Origin of the sequence: Rahnella inusitata (genome assembly GCF_003263515.1) — a bacterium.
Taxonomy (GTDB): domain Bacteria; phylum Pseudomonadota; class Gammaproteobacteria; order Enterobacterales; family Enterobacteriaceae; genus Rahnella; species Rahnella inusitata.
Map to the genome: position 1 here is coordinate 1 of NZ_JYDE01000018.1, position 17,522 is coordinate 17,522.

Below are 17,522 nucleotides of genomic sequence, written 5' to 3' on the forward strand. Positions count from 1 at the left end.
TCTCTGATCATGGTCTTCGAAGTAGAAGGCGCTGCACCTGCTGCTCCGGCGGCGAAGAAAGAAGAAGCTGCAGCCCCTGCGAAACAAGAACAGAAAGCTGCCGCACCGGCTGCTCCGGCCGCCAGCAAAGGCGACTTCGCTGAGAACGACGCTTACGTTCACGCCACGCCGGTTATCCGTCGTCTGGCTCGTGAATTCGGCGTTAACCTGGCGAAAGTGAAAGGGACGGGCCGTAAGGGTCGTATCCTGCGCGAAGACGTTCAGACTTACGTGAAGGACGCGGTCAAACGCGCTGAAGCCGCTCCGGCTGCTGCCACTGGCGGTGGTATTCCGGGCATGCTGCCTTGGCCGAAAGTCGACTTCAGCAAGTTTGGTGAAATTGAAGAAGTGGAATTGGGCCGCATCCAGAAAATCTCTGGCGCCAACCTGAGCCGTAACTGGGTAATGATCCCGCACGTTACGCACTTCGACAAAACGGATATCACTGAGCTGGAAGCGTTCCGTAAACAGCAGAATGATGAAGCGGCTAAACGCAAGCTGGACGTGAAGTTCACCCCTGTGGTGTTCATCATGAAAGCGGTTGCGGCTGCGCTTGAGCAGATGCCACGCTTCAACAGTTCTCTGTCCGAAGATGGTCAAAAACTGACGCTGAAAAAATACATCAACGTCGGTGTTGCGGTAGACACGCCTAACGGTCTGGTTGTTCCGGTCTTCAAAGACGTGAACAAGAAAGGCATCGCTGAGCTGTCCCGTGAACTGATGGCGATCTCCAAGAAAGCGCGTGATGGTAAGCTGACTGCCGGCGAAATGCAGGGCGGTTGCTTCACTATCTCCAGCCTTGGCGGTATCGGGACGACCCACTTTGCGCCAATCGTCAATGCGCCGGAAGTGGCTATCCTCGGTGTTTCCAAGTCCGCGATGGAGCCTGTCTGGAACGGTAAAGAGTTCGTACCGCGTCTGATGATGCCAATGTCGCTCTCCTTCGACCACCGTGTAATTGACGGTGCCGATGGTGCGCGCTTTATCACCATCATCAACAACGTACTGTCAGACATTCGCCGTCTGGTGATGTAAGTGAAAAGCCGGCCAAACGGCCGGCTTTTTTCTGATAATCTCATCATGTTGTTTGGGATTATCCTGCGCTAAACACGAATCGTATGCCGTTTGTTGTTTCAAATTTGTTAACAATTTTGTAAACTGCGGGCGGATAGAACGACCCGGTGGATGATGGGCGTTGCGACATAAAAATGACGTCAGACCCGCCGGACATAAATTAAGAGGTCATGATGAGTACTGAAATTAAAACTCAGGTCGTCGTACTTGGGGCGGGCCCTGCAGGTTACTCTGCTGCTTTCCGTTGCGCTGATTTAGGTCTTGAAACTGTTCTGGTTGAGCGTTATGCCACTCTCGGCGGCGTGTGCCTGAACGTAGGTTGTATCCCTTCAAAAGCTCTGCTGCACGTCGCGAAAGTGATCTCTGAAGCAAAAGCCCTGGCCGAGCACGGCATCGTTTTCGGCGAGCCGAAAACTGATATCGACAAAGTGCGCGTCTGGAAAGAAAAAGTCATCAACCAGCTGACCGGTGGTCTGGCAGGCATGGCGAAAGGCCGTAAAGTCAAAGTCGTGAACGGCTTGGGCAAATTTACTGGCGCGAATACTCTGGTTGTTGAAGGCGAAAATGGTCCAACCACCATCACTTTCGACAATGCGATCATTGCGGCGGGTTCCCGTCCAATCAAACTGCCATTCATTCCTCATGATGATCCACGCGTGTGGGATTCCACTGACGCACTGGAACTGAAAACCGTCCCTGAGCGTCTGCTCGTGATGGGCGGTGGCATCATCGGTCTGGAAATGGGCACCGTTTACCACGCGCTGGGTTCACAGATCGACGTGGTAGAAATGTTTGATCAGGTGATCCCTGCCGCTGATAAAGACGTGGTGAAAGTCTTTACCAAGAAAATCAGCAAGCAATTCAACCTGATGCTGGAAACCAAAGTGACAGCGGTAGAAGCCAAAGAAGACGGCATCTATGTCACGATGGAAGGCAAGAAAGCCCCTGCAGAACCACAGCGTTATGACGCGGTGCTGGTCGCGATTGGCCGTGTGCCAAATGGCAAACTGCTGGAAGCGGGCGCGGCGGGCATCGAAGTTGACGATCGTGGCTTCATCCACGTCGACAAACAAATGCGTACCAACGTGCCTCACATCTTTGCTATCGGCGACATCGTCGGCCAGCCAATGCTGGCACACAAAGGTGTACATGAAGGCCATGTGGCTGCCGAAGTTATCTCCGGCAAGAAACATTACTTCGATCCGAAAGTGATTCCATCGATCGCCTACACTGAGCCAGAAGTTGCCTGGGTTGGCCTGACCGAGAAAGAAGCGAAAGAAAAAGGCATCAGCTACGAAACCGCCACCTTCCCGTGGGCAGCTTCAGGCCGTGCTATCGCTTCCGATTGTGCAGACGGCATGACCAAACTGATCTTCGACAAAGAAACTCACCGTGTTATCGGTGGTGCAATTGTCGGTACCAACGGCGGCGAGCTGCTGGGCGAGATCGGCCTTGCCATCGAAATGGGTTGTGATGCAGAAGATATCGCGCTGACCATCCATGCTCACCCGACTCTGCACGAGTCAGTGGGTCTGGCAGCAGAAATCTACGAAGGCAGCATCACTGACCTGCCTAACCCGAAAGCCAAGAAGAAATAATTCTGGTTTAAAGGTTTAAGAAGCGGCGCCGAGAGGGGCCGCTTTTTTTTGTCTGAAAGTTACCCCGCAGAAAGTGCGTTGATATGAACATTAACGTGTGAAATTGACCACCCGCCTTTGTCCGTATCCAACACATTTCCCCGTACAATGAGCAGGATACAAAGTGACGTCCTTTTCATTGCGTGATTCCTGTAACGAACACGAGCACCGGAATTTCATCGGGAAAACAACGGTGAAACAAGCACCTGGTGGTGGCTGAATGGCAGTACAAAAGACCTTTTAAGCCATTTATTCCCTTGTACCAATTAGGGGGTTGTGATGATCTAGAGGACGAATGGAGATGGACAGTCGATCCGTCTGTGCTCAACGATTCAGCAAAGATTTAATGTTGCTTTTATGTGAACGAATTAACAAGCAGGTAAAATCCTGCTATGCTGCCCCAGCGCAAAGGGCCACTGTGCTCAGGTTCAGGATGTACTGCTGAGCGACAATATTATCAGCATACCCGCAGTGTCCCCACTCATCAGGCAGTTTTAAATCCCCTGTCCCTACAGGTTTGACGCAGGTCTGATGATGGAAGCCAGGCATAATAAATGACAATGAGAGCGAGGAGAAAGTCGTGCTAGAAGAATACCGTAAGCACGTAGCCGAGCGTGCTGCAGAGGGCATCGTCCCTAAGCCACTTGATGCTTCACAGATGGCAGCGTTGGTTGAGTCCCTGAAAAATCCGCCACAAGGCGAAGAAGATACTCTGTTAGACCTGCTGATTAACCGTGTTCCACCGGGCGTCGACGAAGCCGCCTATGTTAAAGCCGGATTCCTGGCTGCCGTCGCCAAAGGCGAAACCACCTCCCCGTTGGTCACCCCTGAAAAAGCTGTCGAACTGCTGGGCACCATGCAGGGCGGCTACAATATTCATCCGCTGATCGATGCGCTGGATAGCGAAACGCTGGCGCCTATCGCCGCGAAAGCGCTGTCTCATACGCTGCTGATGTTCGATAACTTCTATGATGTCGAAGAGAAAGCGCACGCAGGCAACGAGCACGCAAAAAAAATTCTTCAGTCGTGGGCTGATGCCGAATGGTATCTGTCACGTCCGAAACTGGCAGAAAAAATCACCGTGACCGTGTTCAAAGTCACCGGCGAAACCAACACTGACGATCTGTCACCTGCACCGGATGCCTGGTCCCGTCCAGATATTCCATTGCACGCATTGGCGATGCTGAAAAACGAACGCGAAGGCATTGTACCTGACGCACCGGGCACTATCGGGCCGATTAAACAGATCGAAGAACTGAACAAAAAAGGCTTCCCGCTGGCCTATGTCGGTGACGTGGTCGGTACCGGATCTTCGCGTAAATCAGCCACCAACTCCGTATTGTGGTACATGGGCGACGATATTCCGCACGTGCCAAACAAACGCGGTGGTGGTGTGGTTCTGGGCGGAAAAATCGCGCCAATCTTCTTCAACACCATGGAAGATGCCGGTGCGCTGCCGATCGAAGTGGATGTGTCTGATCTGAATATGGGCGATGTGATCGACATCTTCCCGTATCTTGGCGAAGTGCGTAACCACGAGACTGGCGCAGTCATTGCGACGTTCGAACTGAAAACCGACGTGCTGCTGGACGAAGTCCGCGCCGGTGGCCGTATTCCGTTGATCATTGGACGTGGTTTAACCACAAAAGCCCGTGAATCACTGAAGCTGCCTCAGAGCGAGGTATTCCGCATTGCCAAACCTGTCGCTGCCAGCAATAAAGGCTTCTCGCTGGCACAGAAAATGGTTGGCCGCGCCTGTGGCGTTGCCGGTGTTCGTCCAAATGAATATTGCGAACCGAAAATGACGTCCGTAGGTTCTCAGGACACCACCGGTCCTATGACCCGTGACGAACTGAAAGACCTGGCCTGTCTGGGCTTCTCTGCGGATCTGGTGATGCAGTCATTCTGTCATACCGCGGCTTATCCAAAGCCGGTTGACGTGACCACCCACCACACGCTGCCAGATTTTATCATGAACCGCGGCGGCGTTTCGCTGCGCCCTGGTGACGGTATCATCCACTCATGGCTGAACCGTATGCTGCTGCCTGATACCGTCGGTACAGGCGGTGACTCCCATACCCGTTTCCCAATCGGAATTTCCTTCCCTGCGGGTTCTGGTCTGGTGGCATTTGCTGCAGCAACCGGCGTGATGCCTCTCGATATGCCGGAATCCGTTCTGGTGCGTTTCAAAGGCAAAATGCAGCCGGGGATCACCCTGCGTGATCTGGTGCATGCGATCCCTTATTACGCGATTAAAGAAGGTCATCTGACCGTTGAGAAAAAGGGTAAGAAAAACCTCTTCTCCGGCCGTATTCTGGAAATCGAAGGCTTACCAGAGCTGAAAGTAGAACAGGCATTTGAACTGGCGGATGCGTCCGCAGAACGTTCAGCGGCAGGTTGTACGATCAAACTCGATCAGGCACCGATCAAAGAATACCTGAGCTCTAACATCGTGCTGCTGAAGTGGATGATTTCCGAAGGTTACGGCGATCGTCGTACCATCGAACGCCGCATCAAAGGGATGGAAGAGTGGCTGGCAAATCCAACGCTGCTGGAAGCGGACGCAGATGCCGAGTACGCAGCGGTGATCGAAATCGATCTGGCCGAGATCAAAGAGCCGATTCTTTGTGCGCCAAACGATCCGGACGATGCACGCCTGCTGTCTTCCGTTCAGAACAGCAAGATCGACGAAGTGTTCATCGGTTCGTGCATGACCAACATCGGTCACTTCCGCGCGGCTGGCAAGCTGCTGGACAGCCACAAAGGCGCGTTGCCAACGCGTTTGTGGGTTGCGCCACCGACTAAAATGGATGCGGCGCAGCTGACGGAAGAGGGCTATTACAGCGTCTTTGGTAAGAGCGGTGCACGTGTTGAAATTCCTGGCTGTTCACTGTGCATGGGTAACCAGGCGCGCGTGGCCGACGGTTCTACCGTGGTATCCACGTCAACCCGTAACTTCCCGAACCGTCTGGGTAATGGCGCTAACGTCTATCTGGCCTCTGCGGAGCTGGCGGCGATCGCGTCCCTGCTGGGTCGTTTGCCAACGCCGGAAGAGTATCTGGGCTATATGGCGGAAGTGGATAAGACCGCGGTGGATACTTACCGCTATCTGAACTTCGACAAACTGAGTGAATATACCGACAAAGCTGACGGCGTGATCTTCCAAACCGCAGTCTAAATCGTTATATTTGCGCCAGTGTTGAAAGGGAGCCTCGGCTCCCTTTTTTATTTTCATTTTCCAGAGGACTGAATCATGGACTACGACTTTTTGCGCGACATCACCGGAGAGGTCAAAGTGCGGTTCTCGATGGGCCACGAAGTGATTGGTCACTGGCTGAATGAGGAAGTAAAGGGCGATCTGAGCGTGCTGGATAAAGTCGAAGCGGCGATTGCGGAACTTAAAGGCAGCGAGCGCGACACACAGATCGTCGGACACGAATACACGCTGCTGTTAGCCGACGATGAAGTGATGGTTCGCACTAATCAGCTGGATTTCGACGGTGATGAGATTGAAGAAGGCATGAGCTATTACGACGAAGAAAGTCTGGCGTTTTGCGGCGTCGAGGACTTTTTGCAAGTCCTCGAAAAGTACCGTTCCTTTATCAACACCTACCGCTAAGCGGTCATTTTCCCCGCGCGGCGGTCCAGCACAACAGAGAACCGCCGACCACCATCAGCACGCCCGGCCAGAAACTGGCACCCGGCAGCGTTTGCAGCCACAATCCGGCGATCAAGATCGATGACAGTGGCGTGAAATACGACAGCGCCGCTACCAGCGTGGCATTGCCTTTTTTCATCGCCAGATCCCAGCACTGATAGGAGACAGCCGTCACTGCGCCCATCGCCAGCAGTTCGAGGATCGCCGGTAACGTCAGACTGATACGGTTGGATGAATACGTGAAGTAAAGCACCCACAGCACCACGCCGGTCGCCAGCAGGAACAGCGGCAGCACGCCTTTGCCTTTGCACAAGACCCGCACCAGATTGGAATACAGCGCCCACGACACCGCAGCACCCAGTGCCAGACCGTAGGCCACCGGATTGCCCTGTACGTTGCGCAGCAACTGTTGCACATTCAGCCCGTGACCGCCGCTTATCGCCCACATTACGCCGGCAAACGCCAGCACCGCGCCCGGCCAGATCCACCAGCGTACCCGTAACTTCAGCAACGGCACGGCAAATAACAGCGTCAGGCTAGGCCACAGATAGTTGATAAGCCCCAGTTCCAGCGTTTGCTGGCGGCTATGTGCCAGACCGATCGCCAGTGAAAACGCGACCATATAGAAGATGAACAACATGCCGCAGATAATCAGGTAAGCCGCGGATTCGCCACGCAATGAGGGTTTTCCGCCCGCCATCCAGACCATGATCCCACTGACGGTATAAATAGAGGCGGCAGCGCCGAACGGGCCGAGAGATTCAGACAGGCTGCGGGTGAGCGCGACGCTCATGCTCCACAGTAAAATGGCGACGACGCCAAAGAGCGTAGCAAAACGATCCATTTAAAGGGTATGCCTCTGAGAAAGGAGGCCTTAAAGATAAGCGATTGTTGCGGTGGAAGAAACCGCAACAATCATCTTGAGAGAGACTTTCAGAAGAGTCATCAGAAATAGAAACCGACTTCCAGACCCAGTGTTGAGGTGGTGGTCGCAGGCTGGTAATAGCCCACGTTACGTCCGTTCAGATCACCCTGTTTCTCATCTGATTTACCGTATTTCTGGTGCACATAGCTGGCTTTGACGAACACATCTTTGTTGATGTTCCACGTCAGGCTGGTGAACGGCGAGAGCTTCGATTTTGGCTCCAGCCAGACATCACCCTGATTGCTGTGCGTCCAGGTTTTGATCGGATACAGCGCACCGCCTTCCACACTCAGCCGTGAATCGGCGGTCATCTGCCAGTTCGCGCCCAATGAGGCTTTAGCATACGGCTGCAACGACACTTCCAGCGCCGTGTAATCCCGCGTGCGGTTTTCCGACGCGATGTAGACATCGTCGGAGCGGATGTTACGCAACCACACTTGCCCGCCCAGCGCACCTTTCATATCGAAAGAGACGCTGTCTGACGCGCGATAACGGTAGCCGCGTGTCAAATCGGCACTGTAACCGGTGTAGTAAGTTTTGCCTTTCAGCGTTCCGTTGGCCACATTGGCCTGATCGTCAAGCGTGCTGCCTTTATAATTGACGATCCCAAACATCACGCTCATGTCCCAGGCTTTTAATAAGCCATTCTGGAGATCGAGATAATTATTGGATCCAAAATTAACGCGCAGGCGCGGGCCATGTTCAGCAACATATTTACCGTCCATATTATCGACGGATTCGTCCCACTTATAATATTCAGCACCATAACTCACATAGTGCCGCATCCCTTCAGTATTGCTGCCTAACAAACTTTCCCCGGCCCGGGAAACCCCGGAAACCAATAAAGAACTCGCGACCAGCAGGCTGGATACGGTCTTTAATTTACTCATTGTCATTTTTTATTTCTACTTGCAGGTGGATGGAGCTGGTTGCTTAGTAAGCAATGGGGCGATGCTAAAGGCTGGAGGGGCAGAGATAAAGGGATTTATCTGTTTTTCAGAAAATAGCGATCTTTTGATCTTCTCTAACTCAAATTAATGAACATATAGGAATATAATTTGATTTAAAGGATGCGTGTTGTATTAATAATTTGGCTTAACGGAGAGATCATTCATCTGATAATTTGACTTAAAATAGAGTTTGATGAATGATTTTATATTAATTTGTCTTAAGGAGTGTAGCCGGTATTTAAACCTGCGTGGTTATTTTACTTAAGTAATGCTAATCGAGTTTTAAAGCCTGATCATTATTTCTCTGTTATTCAAATAAAGAAAAGGCCTGACATTTTTGCGAATGTCAGGCCTTGGTTTGTTATTTCTGCCACGGGTTTGCGGGTATCACACCGCAGGCAGATTGCGACCGTAATAGATTTCCTGCATTTCTTTGTACAGCAAGTCCGTGATCTCTTTACGTTCCTGCGCGCTCAGCTCTTCCGGTTTGGCATTGAACAGATAATGCTTAAGATCGAATTCTTTCAGCAACATCTTGGTATGGAAGATATTTTCCTGATACACGTTGACGTCCATCATGTCGTACAACGCTTTCATGTCCTGAGACATGAAATTTTGGATCGAGTTAATAGAGTGGTCGATGTAATGCTTCACGCCGTTGACGTCGCGGGTGAAACCGCGGACGCGGTAATCAATGGTGACGATGTCAGATTCAAGCTGATGGATGAGATAGTTCAACGCTTTCAGCGGAGAAATCACGCCGCAGGTTGAGACTTCAATATCCGCGCGGAAGGTGCACAGGCCGCCTTCGGGATGGCTTTCCGGATAGGTGTGCACGCAGATGTGGCTTTTATCCAGGTGCGCGACCACGGAGTTCGGCAGCGGGCCGGGATGTTCGGTGGTGTCCACGTCGCGTGGATCGACCGGCTCTTCGCTCACTAAAATCGTGACGCTGGCGCCCTGTGGTTCGTAATCCTGACGCGCAACGTTAAGGACATTTGCACCGATGATCGAACAGGTTTCGGTGAGGATCTCGGTTAACCGGTTGGCGTTATATTCTTTGTCAATGTAGGCAATGTAGCCATCACGATCGTCTGCGGTTTTGGCGTAGCAGATATCGTAGATACAAAAACTCAGGCTTTTGGTCAGGTTGTTGAAGCCATGCAGTTTCAGTTTTTGCAATTTAGTTCACCCCCTCATGGATGCAGTATCAGCGCGCAGCTGACAGGGCATTCAGTAAATACTGTGGCAGGGCAAAGCTGCCGTGATGAATAGCCGGATTGTAATAACGGCAAGTGATGCCTGCGTCGTCGAAACGCGCCTGCAAGGTCTGGCTGTCAATCTGGCGATATTCCGGGCTGTTTGTCGCCCAGGCAAAGGTCATGATGCCGCCGTAATAGGTCGGGATCGCGGCCTGATAGAAACTGACATCACTGAAATAGTGGCTCAGTTTGGTGTGGCTGTTGACCGCTTCATCCTGCTGGAGGAAGCAGACGCCGTTTTGCGCCACAAATATGCCGCCCGGCTTCAGACAGCGGGCACAGCCTTCGTAGAACGCCGAGGTGAACAGACTTTCTCCGGGACCGATCGGATCGGTACAGTCGGAGATGATCACATCGAAAGTATCAGTGGTCTGATTGACGAAGTTCACGCCGTCGTCGATAACCAGATTGAAACGGGGATCGTCATAGGCACCCGCGCTGTGGTTCGGCAGATACTGGCGGCAAAATGCCACCACGCCCGCATCGATTTCGACCATAGTGATCGCTTCCACACCTTTGTGGCGGCACACTTCGCGCAGCATTCCGCCGTCGCCGCCGCCGATGATCAACACTTTTTTGGCATTGCCATGCGAGAGCAGAGGCACGTGGGTCAGCATTTCGTGATAGATAAATTCATCACGTTCGGTCGTTTGCACCACGCCGTCGAGCGCCATCACGCGGCCGAGCGCGGCGTTCTCGAAAATGACCAGATCCTGATGATCGGTTTTCTCGCGGTATATTTCTTTTTCGACGCTAAAGTACTGGCCAAAATTGGCGTGCAGCGTCTCGAACCATAATTCTTTGGATGACGGGTTCCTGGACATCTGATACTTCTCCTGAGCCTTCGCAGCCATAAAAATGGGCGCACATGATAGCTAACTCTGCCGGTGCTTGCACGGTGGGATTTCAAGCAGGGCAATGTGAGTCCAGTGTAGTTCAGTCAGGGAAAGCCGGGAGGAAAGCGGAGAAATGAACAGGCTCCGGCATCAGAATGACGGAGCGCAAGGCAGAAATCAGTTGGTGTAGGCCAGCAGGCTCAGTGAATCCCGCGCCAGCGATTTACATTTGGTCGGCTTCGGCACAGCGATACCGCTCAGATCGCGATAGCTGTCTTCACCCATCGCCTGCATATTGAAGCTGTTGTAATTGCTCAGATCCCAGCGGTTTTGCTGAGCGAAGAAGACGATCGCCCGTTTTATCTGGGTATTCGGCAACTGTTCGTAGCCGCAGTTATTTTTGAGAAAGACGAAAACAGCGGTCAGATCCGCCAGATCTTCCGCTTCAGACTCACTCAGCGCCTGGCTGGCGGAGGAGAAGCCAAGCAGTGACAGCAACAGCAAACACAGTGTTGTTCTTTTCATGGGCGTGTTCTTGTTCTTTTAGATAGAAAGAAAATGAGAAAGACTCGGCTCAAACGAAATTAAAATGACGTTAACATATTAGCACAAAGGGGCACCAAATTTTTTCTGCCGTGCCAGTCACTTGACCTTCCCCCTGGGGCAGGGTTTAGGCTGGGGCACGATTATGGCTATTTTCCGATCATAAGGACTGAACATGAACCGTCGCGATTTCGTAAAGTGGACGACCCTGGTGGGCGCCGCCAGCACGCTTCCCGGCTGGAGCCGCTTCGCGCTGGCTGACAGCCGCCCGGCACTGCCGATCCCCGCGTTACTGGAACCCGATGCCCGCAGCGCCATCACGCTGACGTTACAGCGCGGCCAGAGTCAGTTCTTACCGGGCGTCACGACTGAGACATGGGGCGTGAATGGCCATCTTCTCGGCCCGGCGCTGCGCATCCGCCGTGGTAAAGCTGTCAACGTGACGGTCAACAACCGCCTGAGCGTTCCGAGCACCGTTCACTGGCACGGGCTGGAAATCCCCGGTGACATCGACGGCGGTCCGCAAGGATTGATCGCCCCTGGCCAGAGCCGTAGTCTGAGTTTTCAGCTGGATCAACCTGCATCGACTTGCTGGTTCCACCCGCATCCGCATCAGACCAGCGGTTATCAGGTTGCGATGGGGCTGGCCGGTATGGTGCTTATCGAGGATGAAGCCAGCGATATGCTCCAGCTTCCTAAACGCTGGGGCGTGGATGATATTCCGGTGATTTTGCAGGATAAACGCCTCAACGACGCCGGGCAAATCGACTACCAGATGGATGTGATGACCGCCGCCGTCGGCTGGTTCGGGCAACATATGCTGACCAACGGAGCGGTTTATCCGCAGCACGGCATCTCACGCGGCTGGCTGCGCCTGCGCCTGCTCAACGGCTGCAACGCGCGCGCGCTGCATCTCGCCACCAGCGATCGCCGCCCGATGTACGTTATCGCCAGCGACGGCGGTTTTCTGGCCGAGCCTGTGAAGGTGACTGAGCTGCCGATGCTGACGGGCGAAAGGTTTGAAGTGATGATCGAATGCAACGATGGCAAAGCGTTTGATCTGTTGACGCTGCCGGTGAAGCAGATGGGCATGACGCTGGCGCCGTTCGACAAGCCGCTGCCGGTACTGCGCATCCAGCCGACGCTGACGCAAAGTGGCGGTACATTGCCGGATTCGCTGATTAAATTACCTGAGCTGGTGTCTGCCGATAACCTGCCGACCCGCTGGCTGCAACTGATGATGGATCCGCAGCTCGATCAGCAAGGCATGGCCGCGCTGATGGCGAAATATGGTCACAGCGCAATGGCAGGAATGAGTATGGATCACGGCGGCGGCGAGATGGCCGCGATGCCGGGGATGGCCGGGTCAGATCACGACGCTCACGGCAGTATGGCCGGTATGGACATGAGCAAATCTTCCGGCAAATACGATTTCATGCAGGGCAATAAAATCAACGGCAAAGCCTACGATATGAATGTGCCAGCGTTCGATGTCAAACAAGGGCAGTACGAGAAATGGACGATTTCGGGCGAAGGCGACATGATGCTGCACCCGTTCCATATCCACGGTACGCAGTTCCGTATTCTTTCTGAAAATGGTCAGCCGGTCGCGCCGCACCGTCAGGGCTGGAAAGATATTGTGCGCGTCGAAGGTGCCCGCAGCGAAGTCCTGGTACGTTTTAATCATCTGGCCGATCAGCAGCACGCGTACATGGCGCACTGTCATTTACTCGAGCACGAAGACACCGGCATGATGCTCGGGTTTACGGTGTCTGCGTAAAATCCGCATTGCCCCGGCACGCTGCATTACCCCTCGCCGCGTTATTTGTTATAATCCTTTCCGCTTCAAGGTCGCCGTTTTACCTAAAAACGGCGATAAATATTCTTAAATCAGGTGGTTAGTCTTTATATGAAACATCGCGTAGACGTCATGATTTCCGAGCAGGAAGTCAAAACCCGAATTGCCGAGTTAGGCCGTGAAATCACCGAGCACTACCGCGACAGCGGCAGCGAAATGGTGCTGGTTGGGCTGCTGCGCGGTTCCTTCATGTTTATGGCAGACCTGTGCCGCGCCGTTGATGTGCCGCACGAAGTCGACTTTATGACTGCCTCCAGCTACGGCAACGGCATGTCCACCACCCGCGACGTTAAAATCCTGAAAGACCTCGACGAAGACATTCGCGGTAAAGACGTGCTGATCGTCGAAGACATCATCGACTCCGGCAACACGCTGAGCAAAGTGCGTGAACTCCTGCAACTGCGCGGCCCTAAATCACTGGCGATCTGTACGCTGTTGGATAAGCCCGAGCGTCGCGAAGTAGAAGTGAAAGTGGAATACGTCGGTTTCGCCATCCCTGACGAATTCGTCGTCGGTTACGGCATCGATTACGCCCAGCGCTATCGCCATCTGCCGTATGTCGGCAAAGTGGTGATGCTGGAGGAGTAATCTCGCCAGTAACAAACAGGCACTATAAAAGGCACTTTTGTTTTGCCTTGGAAAACGATGTTAACTCCATGAATTAAAATTATTTATTCATGCAATGTCCACGCATTGATCACATCGACAAAAAAAGCCCCGTTCTCGGGGCTTTTTGTTTAGTGCATCTTGTTATCAGAAAGCGTAACGCACCTTAACGGCAATGCTTTGGCTGAAGAAGCTGGAGCGTTGCTCTGCATCGTACTGAACGGTGCCGTCCAGTTGGTCAGTGAACTTAGCGCTCACGCCTACGCCCGCCATCCCAATCCACGGGCTTTGTTCCATGCTCTGGTAGGTGAGCGGGGTGTCAGGGCTGCCGGTAAATGCGATTCGGTTGGCGCTACGGTCATTGATGGTGTCATACCCCACACCAGCAGTCGCATGCACATTCACAAACTCAGACACCTGTAAACCCAGCTTGGCTTTGGTGGAAACAATCATCGCTTCAAGCGTCTGTCCCTCCACATCCAGACCCAGATCGCTGGCATTTTTCTCGGTGTAGCCTTTGTCCTTGATACTGTAGTAGTCGCCTCCCACCATCGGCGTCAGAGTCAAATTGTCCGTCAGATTGAAGATGCTCTGTAAGCCGAGGCCCGCCTGCAGGTTACGGCTGTCATAGCTGGAACGTGCCACGCCGCCAAAAGCGAGGTCAGAGGACGACGGGTTGAGGATGTTCAGGTAACGATTACCCTCAACTTTGTCGTGGCCGTAGCCCGCTTTCCAGGTCAGGGATGTGGCGGGAGTGAAATCAAAGCTGCCATAAAGCAGGGTATTCCAGCTTTCAATCTGCGCATCATGGCGGAAATCGTCAGAAGTATCCTGCACATCGGTACGACTGGTGCCCACTGCCACACCCACGCGAGCCTGTTCAAATACCGGCACATCGGCACCAATGGCGATACCACGGGTATCAGATTTATAGCCATCCAGCCCGTCACGTTGTTCCTGGTTATCCCAGCGACCTACCGGTCTGATCCATAAGTACTTCTCGGGGTTGAACTCATCGTAGCGACCCAACTCACGCACCGAATCCTGACGAGAGTCCACAATATTGCCAAAGGCACGCGCATTATTTAACTCGGCATAAGGCAGCATACCGTTCATCAATGGCCCTAACTGCACCACGTTACGGTAAACCTGTTGTGCATTGGATGAGGAGGTGATGGCGCAGACCGTCGCCCCTAACGCACCAGAGCAATAGCTTGAATCGCTACTTCCGGTAGCAACATTGTTACCGTTGCCGCCGGTGTCCGGGTTTGCGCCGGGAAGAGTACCCGGACTTGCACCTGCGCCAGCGGAACTATTTTTGGCTATAATCTGGTCGATTGCGCCACCGATACGGGAAGCCGTCGGTGAGGCGGTTTGCGTGGTGACCGCCGTTTGTACGCTGGTAAGTCCTGTATCCACGATGCGTAATGAGTAACTTGTAGGTGTCACCTCCTGCACAAACTGGAAGCGCAGAGAGTCATCAATCACCGATGTCGGAGTGCCGACAATATTCGAGGAGGTGATCACATCACTCAACAGATCGCCATTGCTAAAGTCCAGGCTGCCATTGGTCACCACAATGGTATTCCCCGCCAGCGATGCCGTTCCGCCAACCTGTAATTGCCCATAATTAGTGGCATTCTCAGCCTGCAGCGCTAAGAAGGCATCTGAAGACTGGCTATAATTGGCGACGCGCGAAGGGGAATTATTATTCAGCAAATCAAACAGACCACTGTTGCTCATATTCGTTGTTGGAGCATCTACTCTGCCAATAATAATGCCTTCGTTATTAATACCGTTAGTAACGGTGCTGGTCTCACTGACACGGATCGCATCCCCTTCGATTGAACCAATAACACCGCGGTTAAGGAGTAAATTGGTTCCGCTGGTATCGTCAAGGGTAATCCCTCCGCGCCCGGCAGCAATAATCCCGTCATTGATAATGCGTGAAACTTGCGCGTTATCCTGCAAAGAAATACCGCTGTCTGCCGCTTCAATTATCCCTGCGTTATCAATGGTACCGGTTGAATCACGGCTAAAGTTAATACCATCGTCAGTCTCAGAATAGATAACACCTGACGAGCTGTTTACCACCGCGACATCTTCAGCCGTCGTTGTGGCCGTATCAACGAAGATACCGGAACTGCTCGGACCGCTTGCTGTGATACTTCCGCTATTGTTGATTGCGATGTTCCGACTCTCTCCGGTTACCCAGATACCATGGGACTGAGCACCGGTAGTGGTAATAACTCCATTGTTATTTAAGGTGTTATTGCCGATGTTTGCGTCCAACAGGATCCCTGAACTGACGTTCCCCGTTGTACTTAACCGTCCATTGTTGGTAATGGTGCTATCAAAAACACCAGACAAATGGACGGCGTTGGAATTGCTGCCCGAAGTGCCTATAGAGGCGTCGTTGATTAAAGTGAAGTCACTGAGGCTCTCTAAAGCCACACCATCACTGGTGATAGCGTCTGTTGTAATATTGCCCTGATTTTGAAGGCGGCTGAATGGGGTATCGAAATAAAAAGCAGGCGTATCCTGCGCAGTAATAGCAATTTGCGTACGAGGAGTAATCGTCGCTGTGATACCACTAGCATCAGTGAAGGATTGCGGCGTATTAATTATTCCATCACAGATTATGCTCACGTTATTCCCTGTTGCGGGAGTACAGGCTGCCAGAGCATTCACAGTGTTAAATAACCCACAGCTGCCAGCGATCCCACTTAAGAGAAAAAACTTCATTTTTTTTCAAATATTTATCCTTCCCCAGAAAAATTAAGCATTAAATATAACGAACAAAAAGGGGGTAGAACCGCCCTATGAGCAATGCTCATTAGATAATATATTAGGCGAGTAAACGGTAATCGCCAGCCAAATGCCCTATTGATTATTCACGCGGAAATCATGTGGGAATGATCTCCTCCCTGAAAAAAGTGCCAGTCTAAACTGAATTATCCTGTCTTTCTTTCATCTCACGTTCATCATGATCGCAATCTGTAGATGTGAATGGACGCGAAGGTTCAATTGAGATTAAAGGTTTCGGTCACTCTCTACATCTTCCAACTGAGGGGGCTACTTACAATACATTTGCCACACATTTCATGATGAACGGCGGGAACATAATCACCCTGCAAAGAATTCTCGGACACGCGAATATTAACCAGACAATGGTCTATGCTCACTTCGCTCCGGACTTCCTGCAGGACGCAATTTCTTTCAATCCACTGAGGGGAAAAGCGGGGCTCGAGTGTCCACATATTGTCCATACCTGAGCATCTTTATAGGGTTTGTAGCTGCTTACACCGCATATAACTCATTGATTTATAGTGATCGCGTTGTAAGTGCAGGAAAAATAAATGATAAAAAAGGCACATTTTTGTGCCTTTTCTTTTTTGAATTTCTGTAGAGTGGTGCGGCTTGTTACTTCGGATTACCGTTGAGCAAGGCGGAGACACCCAGACGGTAACGCTGTTCAAGGGTTTCGCGGCTGGTGGCGTCAACTTCGAGGTTGCGCAGGCGTCCGTCCTGAATGCCGTAAACCCAGCCGTGCAGCGTGACTTTCTGGCCACGTTTCCAGGCTGATTGCATGACAGTGGAGTGACCGAGGTTATAAACCTGCTCAACCACATTCAATTCACACAGTTTATCGAGACGCTGGTTCGGGGAAAGCTCGCCCAGCAGTGAACTGTGTTTGTACCAGATGTCACGGATATGCAACAGCCAGTTATTAATCAGCCCCAGCTCCGGGTTCTCAACCGCTGCCTGAACACCGCCACAACCGTAGTGACCGCAAATAATCACGTGTTCCACTTCCAGCACGTCGATAGCATATTGCACCACAGACAGGCAGTTCAGGTCGGTGTGAATCACCAGATTGGCGACGTTACGGTGAACGAAGAGTTCGCCGGGCTCAAGACCCGTCAGCTGTTCCGCAGGAACGCGACTGTCAGAGCAGCCGATCCACAGGAAGCGCGGTTTTTGAGATTGGGAAAGTCGTTCGAAGAAACCAGGATCTTCGTCGATCATGGTCTTGGACCAGTTGGCGTTATTACTGATGAGCTTTTCTATATCATTCATTGAGGTTAATAGCCTGTAACGTGCCAACAGCGATGGAGTAATATAGGGCAATGC

13 protein-coding genes and 1 pseudogene are annotated in these 17,522 nt (G+C 52.3%); 7 read left to right on the forward strand and 7 right to left on the reverse strand.

What is annotated here, in order from left to right; genetic code table 11:
• The 4 genes from aceF to yacL all read left to right on the forward strand — a co-directional run.
• On the forward strand, positions 1-1,074 hold a 1,074-nt coding region (aceF, locus tag TU92_RS11770; RefSeq protein ID WP_112167414.1), incomplete at its 5' end, for a dihydrolipoyllysine-residue acetyltransferase.
• 212 nt (positions 1,075-1,286) lie between these two features.
• Positions 1,287-2,711, forward strand: a complete 1,425-nt coding sequence (gene lpdA, locus TU92_RS11775) for a dihydrolipoyl dehydrogenase (protein WP_167457477.1) — start codon at positions 1,287-1,289, stop codon at positions 2,709-2,711.
• A gap of 619 nt (positions 2,712-3,330) precedes the next feature.
• The gene (acnB, locus tag TU92_RS11780; RefSeq protein WP_112167416.1) at positions 3,331-5,928 is read left to right on the forward strand and encodes a bifunctional aconitate hydratase 2/2-methylisocitrate dehydratase; all 2,598 of its coding nucleotides are present in this window, start codon (positions 3,331-3,333) and stop codon (positions 5,926-5,928) included.
• 75 nt (positions 5,929-6,003) lie between these two features.
• Positions 6,004-6,369, forward strand: a complete 366-nt coding sequence (gene yacL / locus TU92_RS11785; protein WP_112167417.1) for a protein YacL — start codon at positions 6,004-6,006, stop codon at positions 6,367-6,369.
• A 4-nt stretch (positions 6,370-6,373) separates the two neighbouring features.
• Here yacL and yddG read toward each other — a convergent pair whose 3' ends face one another.
• The 5 genes from yddG to TU92_RS11810 all read right to left on the reverse strand — a co-directional run bounded on the left by yddG (position 6,374) and on the right by TU92_RS11810 (position 10,906).
• Entirely contained in the window at positions 6,374-7,252 is an 879-nt protein-coding gene (gene yddG / locus TU92_RS11790) for an aromatic amino acid DMT transporter YddG (RefSeq protein WP_112167418.1), read from the reverse strand.
• Positions 7,253-7,353: 101 nt separating this feature from the next.
• Positions 7,354-8,223: a hypothetical protein gene (locus TU92_RS11795; protein ID WP_244207758.1), complete on the reverse strand. Its 870-nt coding sequence runs from the start codon at positions 8,221-8,223 to the stop codon at positions 7,354-7,356.
• 447 nt (positions 8,224-8,670) lie between these two features.
• Positions 8,671-9,465 carry an adenosylmethionine decarboxylase gene (gene speD / locus TU92_RS11800; RefSeq protein WP_112167420.1) on the reverse strand — a complete coding sequence of 265 codons (795 nt, stop codon included), beginning with the start codon at positions 9,463-9,465 and terminating at the stop codon, positions 8,671-8,673.
• 28 nt (positions 9,466-9,493) lie between these two features.
• Entirely contained in the window at positions 9,494-10,369 is an 876-nt protein-coding gene (speE, locus tag TU92_RS11805; protein ID WP_112167421.1) for a polyamine aminopropyltransferase, read from the reverse strand.
• 189 nt (positions 10,370-10,558) lie between these two features.
• Positions 10,559-10,906, reverse strand: a complete 348-nt coding sequence (locus tag TU92_RS11810; RefSeq protein ID WP_056777109.1) for a YacC family pilotin-like protein — start codon at positions 10,904-10,906, stop codon at positions 10,559-10,561.
• Between the two features lie 193 nt (positions 10,907-11,099).
• Between TU92_RS11810 and cueO the strand changes: the two genes are divergently transcribed.
• On the forward strand, positions 11,100-12,704 hold the full coding sequence (cueO, locus tag TU92_RS11815) for a multicopper oxidase CueO (RefSeq protein WP_112167422.1): 1,605 nt from the start codon (positions 11,100-11,102) through the stop codon (positions 12,702-12,704).
• A gap of 129 nt (positions 12,705-12,833) precedes the next feature.
• Complete coding sequence (hpt, locus tag TU92_RS11820; protein WP_112167423.1) at positions 12,834-13,370, forward strand: hypoxanthine phosphoribosyltransferase; 537 nt, start codon at positions 12,834-12,836, stop codon at positions 13,368-13,370.
• 165 nt (positions 13,371-13,535) lie between these two features.
• Here the strand turns inward: hpt and TU92_RS11825 are convergent, their stop codons facing one another.
• Positions 13,536-15,680 carry an autotransporter family protein gene (locus tag TU92_RS11825; protein ID WP_167457478.1) on the reverse strand — a complete coding sequence of 715 codons (2,145 nt, stop codon included), beginning with the start codon at positions 15,678-15,680 and terminating at the stop codon, positions 13,536-13,538.
• Between the two features lie 782 nt (positions 15,681-16,462).
• On the opposite strand from TU92_RS11825, the pseudogene TU92_RS11830 reads away from it, so the two are divergent.
• A pseudogene (locus tag TU92_RS11830) lies at positions 16,463-16,663 on the forward strand (tyrosine-type recombinase/integrase); the annotation flags it as partial.
• Between the two features lie 148 nt (positions 16,664-16,811).
• Here TU92_RS11830 and can read toward each other — a convergent pair.
• Positions 16,812-17,468 (reverse strand): carbonate dehydratase, encoded by a 657-nt coding sequence (gene can, locus TU92_RS11835; RefSeq protein ID WP_112167425.1) that lies wholly within the window; start codon positions 17,466-17,468, stop codon positions 16,812-16,814.
• Between the last annotated feature and the right edge of the window lie 54 nt (positions 17,469-17,522).